General features: G+C 62.3%; 16 protein-coding genes and 3 tRNA genes. 9 read left to right on the forward strand and 10 right to left on the reverse strand.

Annotated elements, in window-relative coordinates:
* The first annotated feature begins 214 nt into the window (after positions 1–214).
* Entirely contained in the window at positions 215–403 is a 189-nt protein-coding gene (locus tag ACSSV4_RS22235; protein ID WP_454277219.1) for a hypothetical protein, read from the forward strand.
* A 73-nt stretch (positions 404–476) separates the two neighbouring features.
* On the opposite strand, the gene ACSSV4_RS22240 is transcribed toward ACSSV4_RS22235, so the two are convergent.
* From ACSSV4_RS22240 to hemA, 7 genes are all read right to left on the reverse strand, one after another.
* Positions 477–551 (reverse strand) — tRNA-Val (locus ACSSV4_RS22240).
* A gap of 19 nt (positions 552–570) precedes the next feature.
* Entirely contained in the window at positions 571–1,059 is a 489-nt protein-coding gene (locus ACSSV4_RS22245; RefSeq protein ID WP_454277220.1) for an HU family DNA-binding protein, read from the reverse strand.
* 169 nt (positions 1,060–1,228) lie between these two features.
* A complete protein-coding gene (locus ACSSV4_RS22250; RefSeq protein ID WP_454277232.1) occupies positions 1,229–2,572 on the reverse strand; it encodes a DNA-packaging protein in 1,344 nt (447 codons plus the stop codon).
* Positions 2,499–2,849 (reverse strand): hypothetical protein, encoded by a 351-nt coding sequence (locus tag ACSSV4_RS22255; protein ID WP_454277221.1) that lies wholly within the window; start codon positions 2,847–2,849, stop codon positions 2,499–2,501. The genes ACSSV4_RS22250 and ACSSV4_RS22255 overlap by 74 nt, the downstream gene beginning before the upstream one ends.
* Before the next feature lie 233 nt (positions 2,850–3,082).
* Positions 3,083–4,210, reverse strand: a complete 1,128-nt coding sequence (gene ispG / locus ACSSV4_RS22260) for a flavodoxin-dependent (E)-4-hydroxy-3-methylbut-2-enyl-diphosphate synthase (RefSeq protein WP_454277233.1) — start codon at positions 4,208–4,210, stop codon at positions 3,083–3,085.
* Between the two features lie 84 nt (positions 4,211–4,294).
* Positions 4,295–5,518: a helix-turn-helix domain-containing protein gene (locus ACSSV4_RS22265; protein ID WP_454277222.1), complete on the reverse strand. Its 1,224-nt coding sequence runs from the start codon at positions 5,516–5,518 to the stop codon at positions 4,295–4,297.
* Between the two features lie 116 nt (positions 5,519–5,634).
* Positions 5,635–6,864, reverse strand: a complete 1,230-nt coding sequence (hemA, locus tag ACSSV4_RS22270; protein ID WP_454277223.1) for a 5-aminolevulinate synthase — start codon at positions 6,862–6,864, stop codon at positions 5,635–5,637.
* A 233-nt stretch (positions 6,865–7,097) separates the two neighbouring features.
* On the opposite strand from hemA, the gene ACSSV4_RS22275 reads away from it, so the two are divergent.
* The 6 genes from ACSSV4_RS22275 (at position 7,098) to ACSSV4_RS22300 (ending at position 12,956) form a co-directional block, all read left to right on the forward strand.
* The gene (locus ACSSV4_RS22275) at positions 7,098–8,486 is read left to right on the forward strand and encodes a M20/M25/M40 family metallo-hydrolase (RefSeq protein ID WP_454277224.1); all 1,389 of its coding nucleotides are present in this window, start codon (positions 7,098–7,100) and stop codon (positions 8,484–8,486) included.
* On the forward strand, positions 8,483–9,349 hold the full coding sequence (locus ACSSV4_RS22280) for an alpha/beta fold hydrolase (protein WP_454277225.1): 867 nt from the start codon (positions 8,483–8,485) through the stop codon (positions 9,347–9,349). The genes ACSSV4_RS22275 and ACSSV4_RS22280 overlap by 4 nt, the downstream gene beginning before the upstream one ends.
* A 134-nt stretch (positions 9,350–9,483) precedes the next feature.
* Positions 9,484–10,503, forward strand: a complete 1,020-nt coding sequence (locus ACSSV4_RS22285) for a TRAP transporter substrate-binding protein (RefSeq protein ID WP_454277226.1) — start codon at positions 9,484–9,486, stop codon at positions 10,501–10,503.
* Between the two features lie 141 nt (positions 10,504–10,644).
* Positions 10,645–11,214, forward strand: a complete 570-nt coding sequence (locus ACSSV4_RS22290; protein WP_454277234.1) for a TRAP transporter small permease — start codon at positions 10,645–10,647, stop codon at positions 11,212–11,214.
* A gap of 3 nt (positions 11,215–11,217) precedes the next feature.
* The gene (locus tag ACSSV4_RS22295; RefSeq protein WP_454277227.1) at positions 11,218–12,501 is read left to right on the forward strand and encodes a TRAP transporter large permease; all 1,284 of its coding nucleotides are present in this window, start codon (positions 11,218–11,220) and stop codon (positions 12,499–12,501) included.
* Positions 12,502–12,518: 17 nt separating this feature from the next.
* Positions 12,519–12,956: a universal stress protein gene (locus ACSSV4_RS22300; protein WP_454277228.1), complete on the forward strand. Its 438-nt coding sequence runs from the start codon at positions 12,519–12,521 to the stop codon at positions 12,954–12,956.
* A 34-nt stretch (positions 12,957–12,990) separates the two neighbouring features.
* Here ACSSV4_RS22300 and ACSSV4_RS22305 read toward each other — a convergent pair.
* Both ACSSV4_RS22305 and ACSSV4_RS22310 read right to left on the reverse strand, forming a co-directional pair.
* A tRNA-Asp gene (locus ACSSV4_RS22305) sits at positions 12,991–13,067 on the reverse strand.
* Positions 13,068–13,101: 34 nt separating this feature from the next.
* Positions 13,102–13,178 (reverse strand) — tRNA-Asp (locus ACSSV4_RS22310).
* 201 nt (positions 13,179–13,379) lie between these two features.
* Here ACSSV4_RS22310 and serS point away from each other — a divergent pair.
* Positions 13,380–14,672 (forward strand): serine--tRNA ligase, encoded by a 1,293-nt coding sequence (serS, locus tag ACSSV4_RS22315; protein ID WP_454277229.1) that lies wholly within the window; start codon positions 13,380–13,382, stop codon positions 14,670–14,672.
* Between the two features lie 357 nt (positions 14,673–15,029).
* The gene (gene ctaD / locus ACSSV4_RS22320) at positions 15,030–16,703 is read left to right on the forward strand and encodes a cytochrome c oxidase subunit I (RefSeq protein WP_454277230.1); all 1,674 of its coding nucleotides are present in this window, start codon (positions 15,030–15,032) and stop codon (positions 16,701–16,703) included.
* A gap of 630 nt (positions 16,704–17,333) precedes the next feature.
* Here ctaD and ACSSV4_RS22325 read toward each other — a convergent pair.
* Entirely contained in the window at positions 17,334–17,954 is a 621-nt protein-coding gene (locus tag ACSSV4_RS22325) for a hypothetical protein (RefSeq protein ID WP_454277231.1), read from the reverse strand.
* Positions 17,955–18,548: the final 594 nt, after the last annotated feature.

An 18,548-nucleotide genomic window follows, 5' to 3' on the forward strand; every position in this document is an offset into this window, starting at 1 on the left:
TGGCTGAGAAAAGACAAAACCCAACCCGATCAGCAGGTGCAAAGAGTAGCTTAATTTACGCCAGATCCTGTCCAACCGATGGGGAGTAGCTCAAACAGCACCCGTTAGACGCAATCCAGACTGAAGAACGCGAACGCGCGGGGTGTCAGCAGGTGCGCGTCAGATTACCTACGCCACCACCTGGTCCGATCACCCCGAATTGCGCGCCTACCTCATGCGCGATCCGGATGCTCTTCTCCAATTGGCAAGCTTGATCGAAAAAGCGGAAAAACATCATGGCCTCTGGCCGAAAAGCCAAATCGGGCGCGACTTTTCCGAAGATACACAGGACAAGAGCGGATCGCCAGGGGAGAACTTCGAGGGCAAATACCAAACCGCCCCGGGTATCCGATCCGCAGTATAGGTTCGCTGAACCAAAGCGCACTTCATTCTTCGGCACCTCAACGGTGCCGAAATATAATTTATCAAAGGCTTAATGGTGGGTGATGAGGGATTTGAACCCCCGACATCTTCGATGTGAACGAAGCGCTCTACCACTGAGCTAATCACCCGATGCGGCGGCTTTTAGCGTCACTCCGCGCGCTCTGCAACCTCATCTTTCATGTCAATGAAATTGTCCGGCCCCGCATCTTCGGGAAGCACATTACCGCCCTGCTTCGACTGACGGATCTTGGCCACGATGATGCGCACCCGCGCACCTTCCTTGATGCGGTTGAGCTTGACTTTCCCGAGAGGCGGAAGATTCAGTTCACGCCCCTCGGCCAACGCCTCGCCGAGCACCTCAAGCATCGCCTCGAGCGCGGGCTTGGCGAATTTCTTGCGAATTTCCGACCGCTGGACAACCTTGTCCAGAAGCTCCTGCTTCTTCAACTCGGGGCCCGCGCTCGCCGGGAATGTATCGGTGACAATCACCGGGGAGGCCTCGGCGTCAGCCGCTTGGTCAGCCGCGTTGTTGGAGGTGATGCCTCGGGCCGTTGCACGAGGCGCGGACTTGGGGCTTGGCTTGCTGCCAGTCTTGGGTTTGGTACGTGTTCTGCTCGTTGCCATGATCTGCCTCAAAACCTCTATCTGGGCCGTTTGGGTCGTTATTGTCCCGTATCTGGAAACACGCTAGCGCGAGATTGCAATCATTACCAGTCGCAGTTGACCGGCGCAGGCGCATGGTGATCGTCCTCCGGCGCTTTTCAACGAACGAAAACGACAAGCTGCGCCTGCGCGCGGGACGGCATCAGATCGCCCGCACGCTGGGCCGTCGCCATTTGGCCCCCGGCTCCACGATCAGATCGGTCAGCGCCCAGACCAGCGCATCGACCCGGTCGGGGCTGCCCTTGCCCTCATAGCCGCGCGCGGTCATCGCACACATCTGGTCCTCCAGGGCACCGAGGCCCCGCAGGTGATGCACCCGGCCCTGCTCGTAGAGGGCCGCCACCGGCTCTGCGCGCGCGACCTTGCCCCGGCTGGCATGCACCGACCGGAACGGCACCAATGGGTCGACCTGCCGGATCACCTGCTCCACCAGATCGCCGCCCTGGTTGACCTCGGCGACCAGCCGCTCGGCCCCCCACTGCTCCATCGCGCGAATCGCCGCCTTGGCCCAGCTTGCGGGGCTTGCCGCCTGGACGCTCGCATCCGCCAGAACATAGGCGCGCCAATCCTGCACCGGACCGCGCGTGATCGCCCCCACCACCACGATGCCGCATGCGTCCGAGCCCGCATGCCCCGTCACCGGCGGATCGACCGCCACCACGATCCGGTCCAGATCGGGTACGGCCTCGACCCGCCCCGCCTCGAGCATCGCAGGCGTCCAGAGCGCATCCTCGGCCGTATCGACCAGCACACCGTCCAGTTCCTGCCGCCCCAGTCGTGTGCCCGCATAGCGCGCGCGCACCTCTTCGAGGAAACCTTCGGCGAGATAGGCGGCATTGGCCTCGGTCGGCGCGCTCGTCACCACCGTGCGGGAGGCCGCCAGAATATCCTTCAGCACGCCCACATTGCGCGGTGTCGTGGTCACGCAGACGCGCGGATCATTTCCTAAACGCAACCCGAATTGCAGCATGTCCCAGGTCTCGCGCGCCTTTTTCCACTTGGCCAGCTCATCCACCCAGGCGCCGTCGAATTGCGGCCCGCGCAACCCCTCGGGATCATGCGCCGAAAACGCCTGCGCAATCGCCCCGTTGGGCCAGACCAGCCGCTTGCGGGTGGCCTGCCATTCTGGCCGCCGGTCGGGCGGCGAACAGGCCATGATCCCGCTCTCGCCAAAGATCATCACCTCGCGCACCTGATCAATGGTCTCGCCCACCAGCGCCAGCCGCTTGCAGCGCCCCTCGTCCAATGGCCGCGCCCCCTCGACCTGCGCGCGCACCCATTCCGCCCCGGCCCGCGTCTTGCCGGCACCGCGCCCGCCCATGATAACCCAGGTCCGCCAGCTGCCCTCGGGGGGCAGTTGGTGCTCCAGCGCCCAGAATTCGAAGAGATAGGGCAGCGCCAGCAATTCCCCCTCAGTCAGAGCATCGAGGAACTGGTCCTGAACATCTTGCCCTTCTGAGACAATCCATGCGGCACCCGATCTCAGTGCGTGCCCCGTCGAAATCAATGGCGTATCCGTGGACGATGCCACGCTCGGTTCGTTTGCGTTTGTCAAGTTGCGCCTCCGCTTCAATGGCGATCTTGAGCCATTGCCGGATCTCGGCGGTGGCCTTGGTCGCGTTCTTCAGTTCATCAAGATCCCCGGCCTTGATCCGGTGATACAGATCCTCCAGTTCCTGACGCATATCCGCCAATTGCCCCTCCAGCGCGTTGATGGAGGTGGTCAGGCCCGAAGGCCCCTTATCGGGGGTGATCAAAACCATGCGTGCTCATGCCTCGTGCGATTGTCTGATGCTGTTGCTGCGCGCCTCCGCCCGCCCGACATGAAAAAACGGCCTCCGGGGTCACCCCCGGGGCCGCTCGCCCAATTCGTCCAGCATGCCACAACCTCTACGCGAGAGCGTGCGCACCGTCAATCAAGAGCACCCGCCAAGCGCCCGCAATCATTACGTTTTGTTAATATTCTCCACAGGCGCAGAGCGCGGCACCAAGCCGATCACTCCGCCGCCTGTGCCGCGTTCTCCGCCTCGATCTCGGCGGCGCGTTTCTCGACCTGTTCGACAATGTGGTCGATCATCTGCGCGTTGTCCATCCGATGGCTCTGCTTGCCCGCGAGATAGACCATCCCGTTGCCCGCGCCGCCGCCGGTAAAGCCCACGTCGGTCATCAGCGCCTCGCCCGGACCGTTCACCACGCAGCCGATGATGCTCAGGCTCATTGGCGTCTTGATATGCTCCAGCCGTTCTTCCAGCGCCTCGACCGTCTTGATCACGTCGAACCCCTGCCGCGCGCAGGACGGGCACGAGATGATGTTCACCCCGCGATGCCGCAACCCGAGGGATTTCAGGATCTCGTAGCCGACCTTGACCTCTTCGACCGGATCGGCGGAGAGCGACACCCGGATCGTGTCGCCAATACCCATCCACAGCAGGTTGCCAAGGCCGATGGCGCTCTTGATCGTGCCCGAGGTCAGCCCACCGGCCTCGGTGATCCCGAGGTGGATCGGCGCGTCCGTCGCCTCGGCCAGTTGCTGATAGGCGGCGGCGGCCATGAACACGTCCGAGGCTTTCACGCTGATCTTGAATTCGTGGAAATCATTGTCCTGCAGGATGCGGATATGTTCCAGCCCGCTCTCGACCATCGCATCGGGGCAAGGCTCGCCGTATTTGTCCAACAGATGCTTCTCGAGGCTGCCTGCATTCACCCCGATCCGCATAGAACACCCATGATCGCGCGCCGCCGAGATCACCTCGCGCACGCGGCGCTCATCGCCGATATTGCCGGGGTTGATCCGCAGACAGGCCGCGCCTGCCTCGGCCGCCTCGATGCCGCGCTTGTAGTGAAAGTGGATATCCGCCACGATCGGCACAGGGCTTTCGCGCACGATCTCTTTCAGCGCCTTGGACGACGGCTCATCCGGCACCGACACCCGCACGATATCCGCCCCCGCCTCGGCGGCGGCCTGCACCTGTGCCACGGTGCCCGCCACATCGGTGGTCAGCGTGTTGGTCATGGTCTGCACGGAAATCGGCGCATCGCCACCCACGGGGACATTGCCCACCATGATCTGACGGCATTTGCGGCGATAGATATTGCGCCACGGGCGGATATGGTTGAGCGACATCGCTTTGGCCCCGTTCGGTCTGAGAGTGGCTGTCACGGACACAGATAATACGCCATGGCCCTCGGGGCAATCACGCGCTGCGCCTCAATCCTGAGCGACAGGCTCCGCGGTCAGTTCGGCCATGTATTGCATCAGGTCCTGATCGGCCTCGATATCGGCCACGGCATAGCGGTCTGTCAGGGCGTCAGGCGTGAGTGCGAGATTCGAGGTGACCGCGCCTCGCGCGCCCGCAGGCCCGTAATGCTCGCCATTCACGGCAAAATACACAGCCCCGGATTCGCCCACCCGCAGGGTCGGCGGCTCTTCCGTGGCGGGCACCTCATAGCTGTCCCCGGCATTCATGATGCCTTCGAAGATCACGCTGCCATCAGCGGCACGCACGCGCACCCAAGCCGGGCGCACGGCCACGACCTGCAATTCGGGCGGCGCATCGGCCACGACCTTTGGCGTTGCCGGGCTCCCTGCGTCAAGCTCCTGCGCCTCGCGCAGCGCCAGTTCGATACCGCTTGCGCGGTCCGCCTCAGGTGTCTGCGGGCTGAGCGTGCCCATCTCGCGCGGGTCCAGCGTGGAAATCGGCGCATCCCGCGCCACCATCATCGGAACATCCAGCGCCTTGGGTCGATAAAGACGGCTCAGGCGCTCGTCCTGCGGCGGCTGAAAGACGCCGACCGCATCGCCCGTCGCCTCGTCCCGCGTCACCGCAGCTCCGCTCAACGGATCAAGATCGGCCAGCACGACGGGCGTGTTCTCCACCGGCGCAAGCTGCACCTGCTGCACTTGCCGCAGCACGCTCCAGCCGCCATACCCGATGGCACCGATCAGCGCGACCAGAACCAACACCGATCCGATGGCGCCCGGCTCGATCCGCGCCAGAAAGCTTTCCGATGCCGGCAGAAAGGGCGTGTTGGGCATCATCAGAGGGTCATCGTTGCGCGGCTTGCGCAGAGTGGCCTTGCCCGGCTTGCGGATCGAGGATGCCTCTGCCGACATACCATGCGCGATGGAAAAGCCGGACTCGGCGCAGAATGTCTTGAACGCCTGATCAGGGTCCATGCCCAAGTAGCGCGCATAGGACCGGACATAGCCGGGGATGAAACCGGGGGTGTCAAACGCCGAGGGGTCGCAATTCTCGATCGCGGCCACGTAATTGGCCCGGATCCGCAGCTCCCGTTCCACATCCAGAAGGGATTTGCCAAGCGTGGCACGCTCGCCCCGCATCAGGTCACCCAGGCGCAGTTCGAAAGCGTCAAAGCCGCGCATGTCAGCCTCATTCACCTCGACATTGCGCGAAAAACGCCGCCCGATCATGCGCCCTGTGCCTCTTGCGTGTCCCTTGGGTTTCGTTCTCCTCTTTCGATTCGAACGTCTGCCTTATCTTTAGATCAGATTAACACAGCGCAAGGTTTATTGCACGTCTGCTTGCGTCACCCGGCCATTTCGGCGCGATTCAGCGCGCAGTGTGACCAAAGTTCGTCCATCGCCCGCACCAGCGCATCCATCTCGTCGGGCCCGTGCACCGGCGAGGGCGTGAAGCGCAACCGCTCGGTGCCGCGCGGGACGGTCGGGAAGTTGATCGGCTGCACGTAGATGCCGTAGCCTTCGAGCAGCATGTCCGACAGTCTCTTGGTATGCACCGGGTCGCCGACGATCACCGGAACGATGTGACTGCCGTGATCAATCAGCGGCATGCCCAGACCCTTGAGCCGGGTCTTGAGGATCTTTGCCTGCGTCTGATGGCGCTCGCGCAGCTTTTGCCCCTCTGACGTCTTCAGAAATGCGACCGAGGCCGAGGCGCCTGCCGCCAGGGTCGGCGCGAGCGATGTCGAGAAGATGAAACCCGGCGCGTAACTCCTTACCGCGTCGCACATTTTTGCGCTCGCCGCGATATAGCCACCCATCACGCCATAGGCCTTGGCCAAGGTGCCGTTGATGATGTCCAGACGGTGCATCAGCCGGTCCCGCTCGCAGATACCGGCCCCGCGAGGGCCATACATGCCCACCGCGTGAACCTCGTCGATATAGGTCAGCGCGCCGAACTCGTCCGCCAGATCGCAGATCGCCTCGATGGGGCCAAAATCGCCATCCATCGAATAGACACTTTCAAACGCGATCAGCTTGGGCGCGTCGGGGTCGTCCGCCGCCATCAACTCGCGCAGGTGCGCGACATCGTTGTGCCGGAATATCCGCTTGGCCCCGCCATTGCGGCGCACGCCTTCAATCATGCTGGCATGGTTGAGCGCGTCGGAATAGATGATCAGGCCGGGAAAGAGCTTCGGCAACGTGCTCAGCGTCGCGTCATTTGCGATATAGGCAGAGGTGAAGAGCAGCGCCGCCTCCTTGCCGTGCAAGTCAGCGAGTTCCGCCTCCAGCCGCTTGTGATAGACCGTGGTGCCGGAAATGTTGCGGGTGCCGCCCGACCCTGCGCCGGTGGCGTCAATCGCCTCGTGCATCGCCGCCAGCACCACCGGATGCTGCCCCATCCCCAGATAATCGTTGCCACACCAGACCGTGATCGGCTGCTCGTTGCCATCCGGCTTGCGCCAGGTGGCATGCGGGAAATTGCCGTTCTTCCGCTCGATATCTATGAAGGTGCGATAGCGCCCCTCGTCGTGCAGACGTTCGATCGCTTGATCCAGCTTGGCCGCGTAATCCACTGGCAGGTCCTTCCCTTCGGCACCCTTGGGCGGCCTTGGCCACCGTTCGGGGTCTTTGGTGACGCGCTCCACGCCACTTATTCAATATTTGGAATGCATATAATATGCATCCCCTGCACGCAACAGGTTACAAATTGCCGCCCCCGCCTTCCTTGACTTGGGTCAAGTGCTGGACAGTTCCGCGCGGCCTGATACCCTCGCCAGAATACATAGACCAGACCCAAAGGCCAACCATGTCCCTTTCCGCCACTCTCGCCCGCATCGACGACCAGTTGCCCACAGCCCTCGATCGGCTTTCAGGGCTGCTCCGCATCCCCTCGATTTCCACCGATCCGGCCTATAACGCGGACTGCGACGCGGCGGCGGACTGGCTGGTCAAAGACCTGCAAAGCCTTGGTGTAAAAGCCGAAAAACGCCCCACGCCGGGCCGCCCGATGGTCGTCGGCCATGTCGACGGCCCCGAGCGTGCCACCGGCCCGCATCTGCTCTTTTACGGCCATTACGACGTGCAGCCGGTCGATCCGCTCGACCTGTGGCATACTGACCCGTTCACCCCCGAGATCCAGGACACGCCCCACGGAAAAGTGATCCGCGCGCGCGGTGCCTCGGATGACAAGGGCCAGTTGATGACCTTCGTCGAGGCCTGCCGCGCCTACAAGGACGTGACCGGCACCCTGCCCTGCCGCATCACCTTCTTCTTCGAGGGCGAGGAAGAATCAGGCTCACCCTCGCTCATCCCCTTCCTGCGTGAGAACGCGGACGAACTGACCGCCGATCTGGCGCTGATCTGCGACACGTCCATGGTCGCCCCCGGCGTGCCCTCCATCGCCTCGCAACTGCGCGGCATGCTCAAGGACGAATTTACCATCACCGGCCCGCGCATCGACCTGCATTCCGGCCACTACGGCGGCCCCGCCCTCAATCCCCTGCGCGAAATCTCCCGCCTCATCGCGTCCTTCCACGACGAGTCCGGCCGCGTCGCGGTCGAGGGTTTTTACGAGGGCGTCCACGAGGTGCCCGCCGACTTGCTGCGGCAATGGGAGAACTGCGGGTTCGATGAACACGACTACCTCTCCTCGGTTGGCATGACCCAACCGCATGGCGAGGCGGGCTATTCAACGCTGGTGCAGCAATGGGCCCGCCCGACGCTGGAGATCAACGGCCTCTGGGGCGGTTATCAGGGCGCGGGAACCAAGACCGTCATCCCAAGCGAGGCGCATTGTAAACTGACCTGCCGCCTCGTCGGCGACATGGACCCCGACAAACTGCGCACCAAGATCCGCAAACATGTCGAGGACCGGCTGTCACCCGACGCCAAGGTCACCTGGAATCAGGATCTCGACGGCTCACCCGCCGCCGTGATGAACACCGACCGCCCCGAATTCGAGGCCGCGCGTCAGGCGCTTACGGCGGAATGGGACCGCGAGGCGGTGCTCACCGGCATGGGTGGCTCGATCCCCATCGCGGGCTTCTTCAAGGAGATCCTCGGGCTGGATGCGATGCTCATCGGCTTCGCACAAGAGGATGACGCCATCCACTCACCCAACGAGAAATACAATGTGACAAGCTTTCACAAGGGCATCCGGTCATGGGCGCGGGTGCTGGACGCGCTCGCCAAATGATCCCCGGCTTCACCGACCACCAAACCGGCCCCCTCGCCTATAGCATCGGCGGCGCGGGGCCGCCGCTCCTGCTCCTGCACGGTTTCCCGCAGACCCGCGCCATGTGGGCCCATATCGCGCCCGTGCTGGCGCAAACCCATACCGTGATCTGCCCCGACCTGCCAGGCTATGGGGCCTCGGCCAAGCCGCAAGACCTCGCCGCCTACAGCTTTCGCGCCATGGCGCGCGAGATCTGCGCGCTGATGGACAGCCTCGGCCACGCAGCCTTTGATCTTGTCGGCCATGATCGGGGCGCACGGGTGGCGCATCGGCTGACGCTCGACGCCCCCGAGCGCGTGACGACCCTCACCCTGATGGACATCATCCCCACCCATACGCTGCTCTCGGACCTGCGCTGGCAGGTGGCCACATCCTATTACCACTGGTTCTTCCTGGCCCAGCCCGAACCCTTTCCCGACACCATGATCGCCGCCGACCCGGACCGCTATTTCCACTCCTGCCTGCTCGGCTGGGGCGGCGCGCAACTGATGGATTTCGACCGCACCCAGCTTGCCCATTACCGCACCGCCTGGCGCGACCCCGACACGATTCGCGGCATGTGCAACGATTACCGCGCCACGCTCGCCCTCGACATGGCCGATGACGCGGCAGACGCAGCGGCGCTGATCCCCTGCCCCGCGCTCGTCCTCTTCGGGGCCTCCGGAGCCATGGCCCAGCACTACGACGTGGCCGCCACATGGGCGCCGAAATGCCGTCATATGCAGGCCCAGGCGATCCCCGGCGGGCACTTTTTCCCGGACACAGATCCCGCCTCGACCTGCGCCGCCCTACAGCCATTTCTGAACGCGCGCGCGTTGAAATAGGCGAAAAGCGACACGCGCGACTCCCCTAAGATCCAATCTATACATAATTTTTACAACGGCTTACGAGTCCCATTTGACAAGGCGGTCAGTTCGCGACAGGCTCGAAGGTATAGGTTAACTGCAGGGAGAACATCATGACCACAGTCGTCAAACGTACATTCACGGCGCTCGCCACCACCAGTATCCTGGCCCTCAGCGCAACCGCCGCGACCGCAGATACCTGGCGCTATGCCTTCGAGGAGGCGATTGAGGACGTGCAGGGCGTCTTTGCCACGAAATTCAAGGAAGAGGTCGAGGCCAATTCCGACCATCAAGTGCAGCTCTTCCCCTATGGCACGCTCGGCGAATCCGCCGACACGATGGAACAGGCACAGGCCGGGATCCTGCAATTCGTCGACCAGAGCCCGGGCTTCACCGGCTCGCTCATCCCCGAGGCACAGGTCTTTTTCGTCCCGTACCTGCTGCCCCAGGACACCCAGGAACTCGGCGAATTTTTCCGCACCTCAAAGGCAGTCAACGAAATGTTCCCCGAGCTTTACGCCGAGCAGGGGCTGGAACTGCTGACCATGTTCCCCGAAGGCGAGGTCTGCGTGACCACGCAGAAACCGGTGACCAAACCCGCCGACCTCAACGAGGTCAAGGTGCGCGTGATGACCAACCCGCTGCTCGTCGAAAGCTATCAGGCCTTCGGCGCGACCCCCACGCCGCTGCCCTGGGGCGAGGTCTACGGCGCGCTCCAGACCGGCATCATTCAGGGTCAGGAAAACCCGATGTTCTGGAACTGGTCCGCCAACATGTATGAGGTCTCCGAGGTCATCACCTGCATGGGACACAACAACTTCACCACAGCCGTGATGGCCAACAAGGAGTTCTATGACGGGCTGCCGGAAGACGAGCAGAAAATGATCGAAGACGCCATCGACGTGGCGTTCGATCATATCATCGAGTACCAGCAAGGGCTGCACGAAGAGAGCATCGAGAAGATCAAGGAAGCCAAGCCCGAGATCGAGATCAACGTGCTGACCGAAGAACAGCGTCAGCCGTTCATCGAGGCCGGTGAAAAGGTCGAAGACCAGTTCATCGAGATGACCGGCGACAGCGGCAAGAAGATCCTCGACCAGATGAAGGCCGACCTCGAGGCCGTGACCGAATAACACCGGCACCCCATCGGGGGCGGCCCGCATCGCGCCGCCCCCGCACCCATAATCGACAAATGATTTTCACGGGGAGGGTCAGCCGTGAGCGACAAGCCTGAAACGGACGGCGCGTCACCGCCGGAACGAAACGCCCGGGGCTTGCCTCCGCCAGATGCATATGTCTCCACGCTACCCGGCTTTCTCGGCACCATCGACACGCTGATCGCCAAGATCGAGGCGGTCATGCTCGCCGTCGGCGTGCTGCTCATGGCCGCCAACACCGTCGCCAATGTGGTGGGCCGTTTTGTCTTTCAGAACAGCCTCTTCTTCTCCGAGGAACTCAACCGCATCCTGATCATCCTGATCACCTTCGCCGGCATCAGCTATGCCGCGCGACAGGGCCGCCACATCCGCATGTCGGCGATCTATGACGCTTTGCCCCCCAAGGCGCGCAAATTTATGATGATCGTCATCGCGCTGGTGACGGCGGTGTTCATGCTGGGGCTGTGCTACTACTCGTTCCAGTACATCCTGACGCAGGCGGGGCGCGGTCGTGTCCTGCCCTCGCTGCAAATTCCCGTCTGGGTCACCCTCGTCTGGGTGCCGGTCGGCTTCTTCATGACCGGGCTGCAATATCTGCTCACGGCCATCAAGAACATCCTGTCCAAGGATATCTACCTCTCCACCGCCGTGCTTGAGGGATATGACGACAACGAGATGGAGGTCTGAGCCATGGCCGCAACGATTTTCTCGATCATGATCGTCCTGCTGCTTCTGGGCTTTCCGATGATGATACCGCTGATCGTCGGGGCCTTCGTGGGGTTCTACACGCTCTTCGGCGGCTTCGGTCAGCTTGAAACGATGATCCAGCAGATCATGGCGGGCATCCGCCCGGCCTCGCTGATCGCGGTGCCGATGTTCATCTTCGCCGCCGATATCATGACGCGCGGGCAATCGGCGGGGCGGCTCATCGACCTCGTGATGGCCTTTGTCGGCCACCTCAAGGGCGGTCTCGCGGTCTCGACGGCGGCGGCCTGCACGATGTTCGGCGCGGTCTCGGGCTCCACTCAGGCCACCGTGGTCGCCATCGGCTCGCCGCTGCGGCCCCGGATGCAAAAGGCCGGCTACAACGACAGCTTCATTCTTGCCCTCATCGTCAACTCGTCCGACATCGCCTTCCTGATCCCGCCCTCGATCGGGATGATCATCTACGGCGTCGTCTCCAACACCTCGATTGCCGAGTTGTTCATCGCGGGCATCGGGCCGGGGCTGCTGATCCTGCTGCTCTTCTCGATCTATTCGTGGATCTACGCGATCCGCAACAACGTGCCCACCGAGCCAAAAACAAGCTGGCCCGACCGCGCCCGCGCCGTCCAGCACGCGCTCTGGCCGCTCGGCTTTCCGGTCATCATCATCGGCGGCATCTATGGCGGCATCTTCTCGCCGACCGAGGCGGCGGCGGCCTGCGTGCTCTACGCGCTCATCCTCGAAGTGCTGGTGTTTCGCTCGCTCGATCTCTCGGGCGTCTATGACACGGCGAAATCCACCGGGCTGATCACGGCCGTGGTGTTCATCCTCGTGGGCGTGGGGGCCGCATTCTCCTGGGTGATTTCCTTCGCCCAGATCCCGCAGGAAATCCTCGGCTCCATCGGCATCGACGAGATGGGACAGGTTGGCGTACTCTTCGTCATCTCCATCGCCTTCTTCATCGGCTGCATGTTCGTCGATCCGATCGTGGTGATCCTCGTCATGGTTCCGATCTTCGCGCCGGTGGTGCAATCCGTGGGTCTTGACCCGGTGCTGGTCGGCACGATCATCACGCTGCAGGTCGCCATCGGCTCGGCCACGCCGCCCTTCGGCTGTGACATCTTCACCGCCATCGCGGTCTTCAAACGGCCCTACTGGGAGGTGATCCGCGGCACGCCGCCCTTCATCTTCATTCTGCTATCGGTTGCCGTTGCGCTGATCTATTTCCCGCAGATCGCCCTCTTCCTGCGCGATCTGGCCTTCAGGTAATCCCGAGGAGAACACCCATGTTCAAATCGATCCTTGTGCCCTTCGACGGCTCGCCCAATGCAAAAGCGGCGCTCGACCTCGCAATGGAAATGGCCCGCCTGACCGGCGCGGCGCTGACCATTCTGACGGTCTATCGCCATCACTCGATGCTCGAGGCATCGCTGTCGATGGTGCGCCCGACCGATCCCGGCAATCTCGACGACATCATGTCGGCCCATGCCACCGAAGTCGCCGATTACGCCAAGAAACACGCGATTGAGGCGGGCTTCACACAGGTCCGCGCCTTCGTCAAATCGGGCCCCACCTCGCGCACCATCGTGCGCTTCGCCAAGGAACACGAAAACGACCTGATCGTGATCGGCAGCCGCGGCATGGGCTCGGTGGAAGGCTACCTGCTGGGCAGCGTCTCGCATAAGGTAACGGGGCTCTCGGACATCCCTGTTCTGGTGGTCTGAGCCACTGCCAGCTATTCGGGATTTTCAAGGAGAGTGGCGCGGTTGACGGGGCTCGAACCCGCGACCCCCGGCGTGACAGGCCGGTACTCTAACCAACTGAGCTACAACCGCGCATCTCACGCACCGGGATCGTTCTGGGCAGTGGTGGCGCGGTTGACGGGGCTCGAACCCGCGACCCCCGGCGTGACAGGCCGGTACTCTAACCAACTGAGCTACAACCGCTCACTGCCCGCCCGATCCCTCGGGCGTGGTGCGCTTCTATGCGGCAGACCGGCCCTCGTCAAGCGCCCCATGCGCGAATTTTCATTTTTCGGGCCGCGCCTCGGAACCCGGCACAAAGCACATCGCGACGCACCCTACACCTGCGCCGAAAACTCCGCTAAGAGGCGCAAAACGAATCCGAGCCTCATGAGGACCAGACCCATGCATGACATCCGCGCGATCCGCGAGAACCCCACCGCTTTCGATGCCGCGATGGCGCGGCGCGGGGTGGAGAACGCCTCCGGCCCGGTGCTCTCGCTCGACGAGGCGCGGCGCGCCAGGATCCACGGTGCCGAGACCGCGCAGGCCGAGCAGAACCGCGCCTCCAAGGACGTGGGCGCCGCCAAGGCGCGCGGTGACGAGGCCGAGTTTGCCCGGCTGCGCGTGCTTGTCGGCGAGAAGAAGGCCGAGGTGGCGGCGATGCAGGCCGAGGCCAAGGATCTCGACGCGCAACTGACCGAGATGCTGATGGGCCTGCCCAACTTGCCGCATGACGACGTGCCCGAGGGCGCGGACGAGGCCGACAATGTCGAGTTGCGCCGCTGGGGCACGCCGCCGGTGCTCGATTTCAAAGCCCGCGAGCATTACGAGATCGAGGGCGTCAAACCCGGCATGGATTTTGAGAGCGCGGCCAAGCTCTCGGGCAGCCGCTTTGTCGTGCTCTCGGGAGCGGTTGCGCGCCTGCACCGCGCCCTCGCGCAGTTCATGATCGACACGCATGTCGAAGAGAACGGCCTGACCGAGACATGGACACCCGTGCTGGTGCGCGACGAGATGATGCGCGGCACCGGGCAGTTGCCGAAATTCGGCGAGGACAGCTATCGCACCACCAATGGCTGGTGGCTGGTGCCCACGGCCGAGGTGACGCTGACCAACCTCGTGCATGGCGAGACGGTGGACGAGATCGACCTGCCGCGCCGGATGGTGGCGCATACGCAATGCTTCCGCTCCGAGGCGGGCAGCGCGGGGCGCGACACGGCCGGCATGTTGCGCCAGCACCAGTTCGAAAAGGTCGAGATGGTCTCGATCACCCATCCCGACACCAGCCGCGACGAGCTGGACCGGATGACGGCTTGCGCCGAGGGTATCCTGGAACGCCTTGGCCTGCCCTATCGCACCGTCGTTCTGTGCACCGGCGACATGGGGTTCGGCGCGCGGCGCACCCATGATATCGAGGTCTGGCTGCCCGGCCAGAACATGTATCGCGAGATTTCCTCGGTCTCGGTCTGCGGCGATTTTCAGGCCCGGCGGATGAACGCGCGGTTCAAGCCCGCAGGCGGCGGCAAGCCGGAATTCGTGCATACGCTGAATGGCTCGGGGCTGGCCGTGGGGCGCGCGCTGATCGCGGTGCTGGAGAACGGCCAGCAGGCCGACGGCTCGGTGCGCCTGCCGGAGGTACTGCATCCCTATCTGCGGGGCCGCAGTGTACTGGGCGCGGATGGGCAACTCGCCTGACGCGGTTTGCGGGCCGAACCGGCCGTTCGACCTTTCCTCCGCGCGGACTCAACCGTCCGTCCGGGTCAACTGATGGGTTACCTCGCCTTTGTCTCGTCATCCCCGCGCAGGCGCGCATCGCCTGGGCCAGGAGAGCCTCGGGTCAGGCCCGAGGATAACGGGAATGGCAGAGGCGCACTTCGGAAAGGCCCCCACGGTAGCCTCGGCCCCAACCTCAAGGGGGTGCGACAAAATTCTTTGATCTGCATCAAATTCGCGCATTGCCGCGCCCGGCGGGACATTCTAAAACCTGAGAGGATCACGGGCGTGTGAGCCAGAGCGAGTCCGCCCGTCACAATCATCAGCAGGAGGCATCAAATGGCAGACGCAGCCATTCACGGCCACGAACACGAAGATCAGCGCGGGTTCTTTACCCGGTGGTTCATGTCCACGAACCACAAGGATATCGGTATCCTCTACCTGGTCACCTCGGCGATCGTCGGTCTCATCTCGGTCATGTTCACCGTCTATATGCGGATGGAACTGATGGAACCGGGCGTTCAGTACATGTGCATGGAAGGCGCGCGCTTCATCGCCTCGGATGTCGCCGAATGCACACCCAACGGCCACCTGTGGAACGTGATGATCACCTATCACGGCGTCCTGATGATGTTCTTCGTCGTGATCCCCGCACTCTTCGGTGGTTTCGGCAACTACTTCATGCCGCTGCAGATCGGCGCGCCGGACATGGCGTTTCCGCGGATGAACAACCTCAGCTTCTGGCTGTTCATTGCGGGCACCTCGCTTGGCGTGGCCTCGCTGCTGGCGCCGGGCGGCAACGGTCAGCTTGGCTCGGGCGTGGGCTGGGTGCTCTATCCGCCGCTCTCGACCAACGAGGCCGGCATGTCGATGGATCTGGCGATCTTCGCGGTTCACGTCTCGGGTGCCTCGTCGATCCTCGGCGCGATCAACATGATCACCACCTTCCTCAACATGCGCGCACCGGGCATGACGCTCTTCAAGGTGCCGCTCTTTGCGTGGTCGATCTTCGTCACCGCGTGGCTGATCCTGCTGGCCCTGCCGGTGCTCGCGGGCGCGATCACCATGCTGCTCACCGACCGCAACTTCGGGACGACCTTCTTCGACCCGGCGGGTGGCGGCGACCCGATCCTCTACCAGCACATCCTGTGGTTCTTTGGCCACCCGGAGGTGTATATCATCATCCTGCCCGGCTTCGGCATCATCTCCCACGTGATCGCGACCTTCTCGCGCAAGCCGATCTTCGGCTACCTGCCGATGGTCTGGGCGCTGATCGCGATCGGGGTTCTGGGATTCGTGGTCTGGGCGCACCACATGTACACGGTGGGCATGTCGCTGACCCAGCAGAGCTATTTCATGCTGGCGACGATGGTGATCGCGGTGCCAACGGGCGTCAAGGTGTTCAGCTGGATCGCCACCATGTGGGGCGGCTCGCTCGAGTTCAAGACACCGATGCTCTGGGCGTTCGGCTTCCTGTTCCTCTTCACCGTGGGCGGGGTCACCGGCATCGTGCTCAGCCAGGCATCGGTGGACCGGGCCTATCATGACACCTATTATGTCGTGGCCCATTTCCACTATGTGATGAGCCTTGGCGCGGTCTTCGCCATCTTCGCGGGGATCTATTTCTACTTCCCCAAGATGACCGGGCGGATGCTGCCCGAATGGGCGGGCAAGCTGCACTTCTGGGCGATGTTCATCGGCGCGAACCTGACCTTCTTCCCGCAGCACTTCCTGGGGCGTCAGGGCATGCCGCGCCGCTATATCGACTACCCCGAGGCCTTCGCGGTCTGGAACTGGTGGTCGTCGATCGGGGCCTTCATCTCCTTCGCGTCGTTCATCTTCTTCTTCGGCATCGTGATCTACACGCTGCTGCGCGGGGCGAAGTCGACCCAGGCCAACCCCTGGAACGAATACGCCGACACGCTGGAATGGACCCTGCCCTCCCCGCCGCCCGAGCACACGTTCGAGCAGCTTCCCAAGCGTGAGGACTGGGACAAGTCTCCGGCCCACTGAACCGGATGAAACCACAAGACACAGGCCCCGGAGCAATCCGGGGCCTGTCTCGTGAAGGCCTCTCTCGTGAACGGGGAAAGACCGCACGCGGCCCGGACGAGAAAGCCACGCCCCGCCCGCCACGGCGACAGAGCATTCAAAGACCTCTGCATAACGCGCGCCATCGCGGATACACCCCGCCCGGCGGCAACGCCGGGCAGCGCCTGCCTGCCCCCCGGCAGGCGCTTCAGACGGCCCAACATGTTGCAACGGCGTGATTTCATGTGACTACAGCGCATCTGGCATCGCCCCGCCAGAGCGCCAGCCCAGGCAGGCGCCGCCCTCGTCTCAAAGCCTCACCGGTGTCATGCAGAGGTCTTTTTCAGGGCGGCGCGCGGAACGTCGCGCACCCGGCGGCATGACTTTCACAGAAGAGGCAGCGGGAGGTTTGGGCCCTATCCCGACAGCCGACCTTCAAACCGACAGCGGCGAGCGGCAGGACGGAGCCAATATGGTTGGTAAAGCGTTTCGCACTAATGTCCGGTTCCGTGGGTCAGCCAACAAAAGCGCCTAAAGCGACTGTTTTGCAATTTCAATTGAGCGCTCTTAAGGGAGTTATGCAACGGCCCCCAAAGTTGAATTTTCTATGATTCATTTGGCGATCAAAGGCGGTAGATCGAGCTTGTCGGTCTCGTCGATTGTGATGCTCTCAAAGTCCATATCTGGCTCAAACGGAAGCCATTCCTTGCCAGAGGTAGCACTGAGATGCGCAACTTGTTTTTTAAACGAGGTCTTTAGGAATTCATCGACCCACTCAAACAGATCGCGCCAGTGTGGGGGTGCTCCGTTATACATGCTTGCGCGCCAGTGCAACTTCATATCAACGTCACTTTCCCCGACAAATAGCTCAATCTCTGCTGCGGTTGTAACATGGCATCCGTGGTGCGCATAACGCTCGTTTCGAAATTTGATGATTTCATCGTGGGTCTCGAAAAGGTCCTTTGGGATAAGCTTCTTCTTGAAAACTGGAACGCCTTTGCTCTCTGCAAACAAGCGACCGTAGGAAATCACAACCGTGGTCATGAATGCTTCAGCCTCCATGATGCTGTCTTTTGATGAAGCGGCCCGAGCGTCGTGTTTCAACCCATCAAGGCGGTCGAGGAAGTACAGGACGTGCCTCATTGTCATAAGGTTTGTGATGGTCTTTCGGAGTCGGCTTACGTGCGCTTGGTTTGCCTCAACAAAAACTTCAGCTTCTTCTTTAGCGAACAAAAAGTGCCTCCTGCAATCTTCATAGGCGCAAAGCGCCTTTGGGTTTGCCTGCCCCCCGCCGGTGATACTTTAGGAAAGTAGTCTTCGCGGACGTATCAGTGAAAGTTGACGGCAGAAGGAGAAGTTTACAAGATCAAACCCTACCCGCCGCTGAGCGGATGTTCAGATCAGCAAACTGAACTGCAACTTTGTCCCGCTCCTACCCAGTTCACCAACCGCGCGGTGAAGGACAGCCATCGCAAAACAGCGGACGTCGGCTGTTGCATTCAGCCGGTGGGAAATTGGGTTTCTATAACTCAGTCAAACGCACCTTGTCCCGTCTAACTGATACAAGTACGTGACCATTGCTGGTTTCGAATTTGAAGAGAAACGACGGTGGGGAGTGCAAACCCACTCCGAACTGCTTTTCTCGAGATTCGATCTCGCCTAGTTTTGCGATTGTCTCGAACGCAGCCTTAGCCTTGTCTGGCTCATCAAAAAACGTGACCTCCTCGTCAGTCTGAGCTACTCCCCATCGGTTGGACAGGATCTGGCGTAAATTAAGCTACTCTTTGCACCTGCTGATCGGGTTGGGTTTTGTCTTTTCTCAGCCAA

This window comes from Roseovarius sp. MBR-154, from assembly GCF_053628595.1.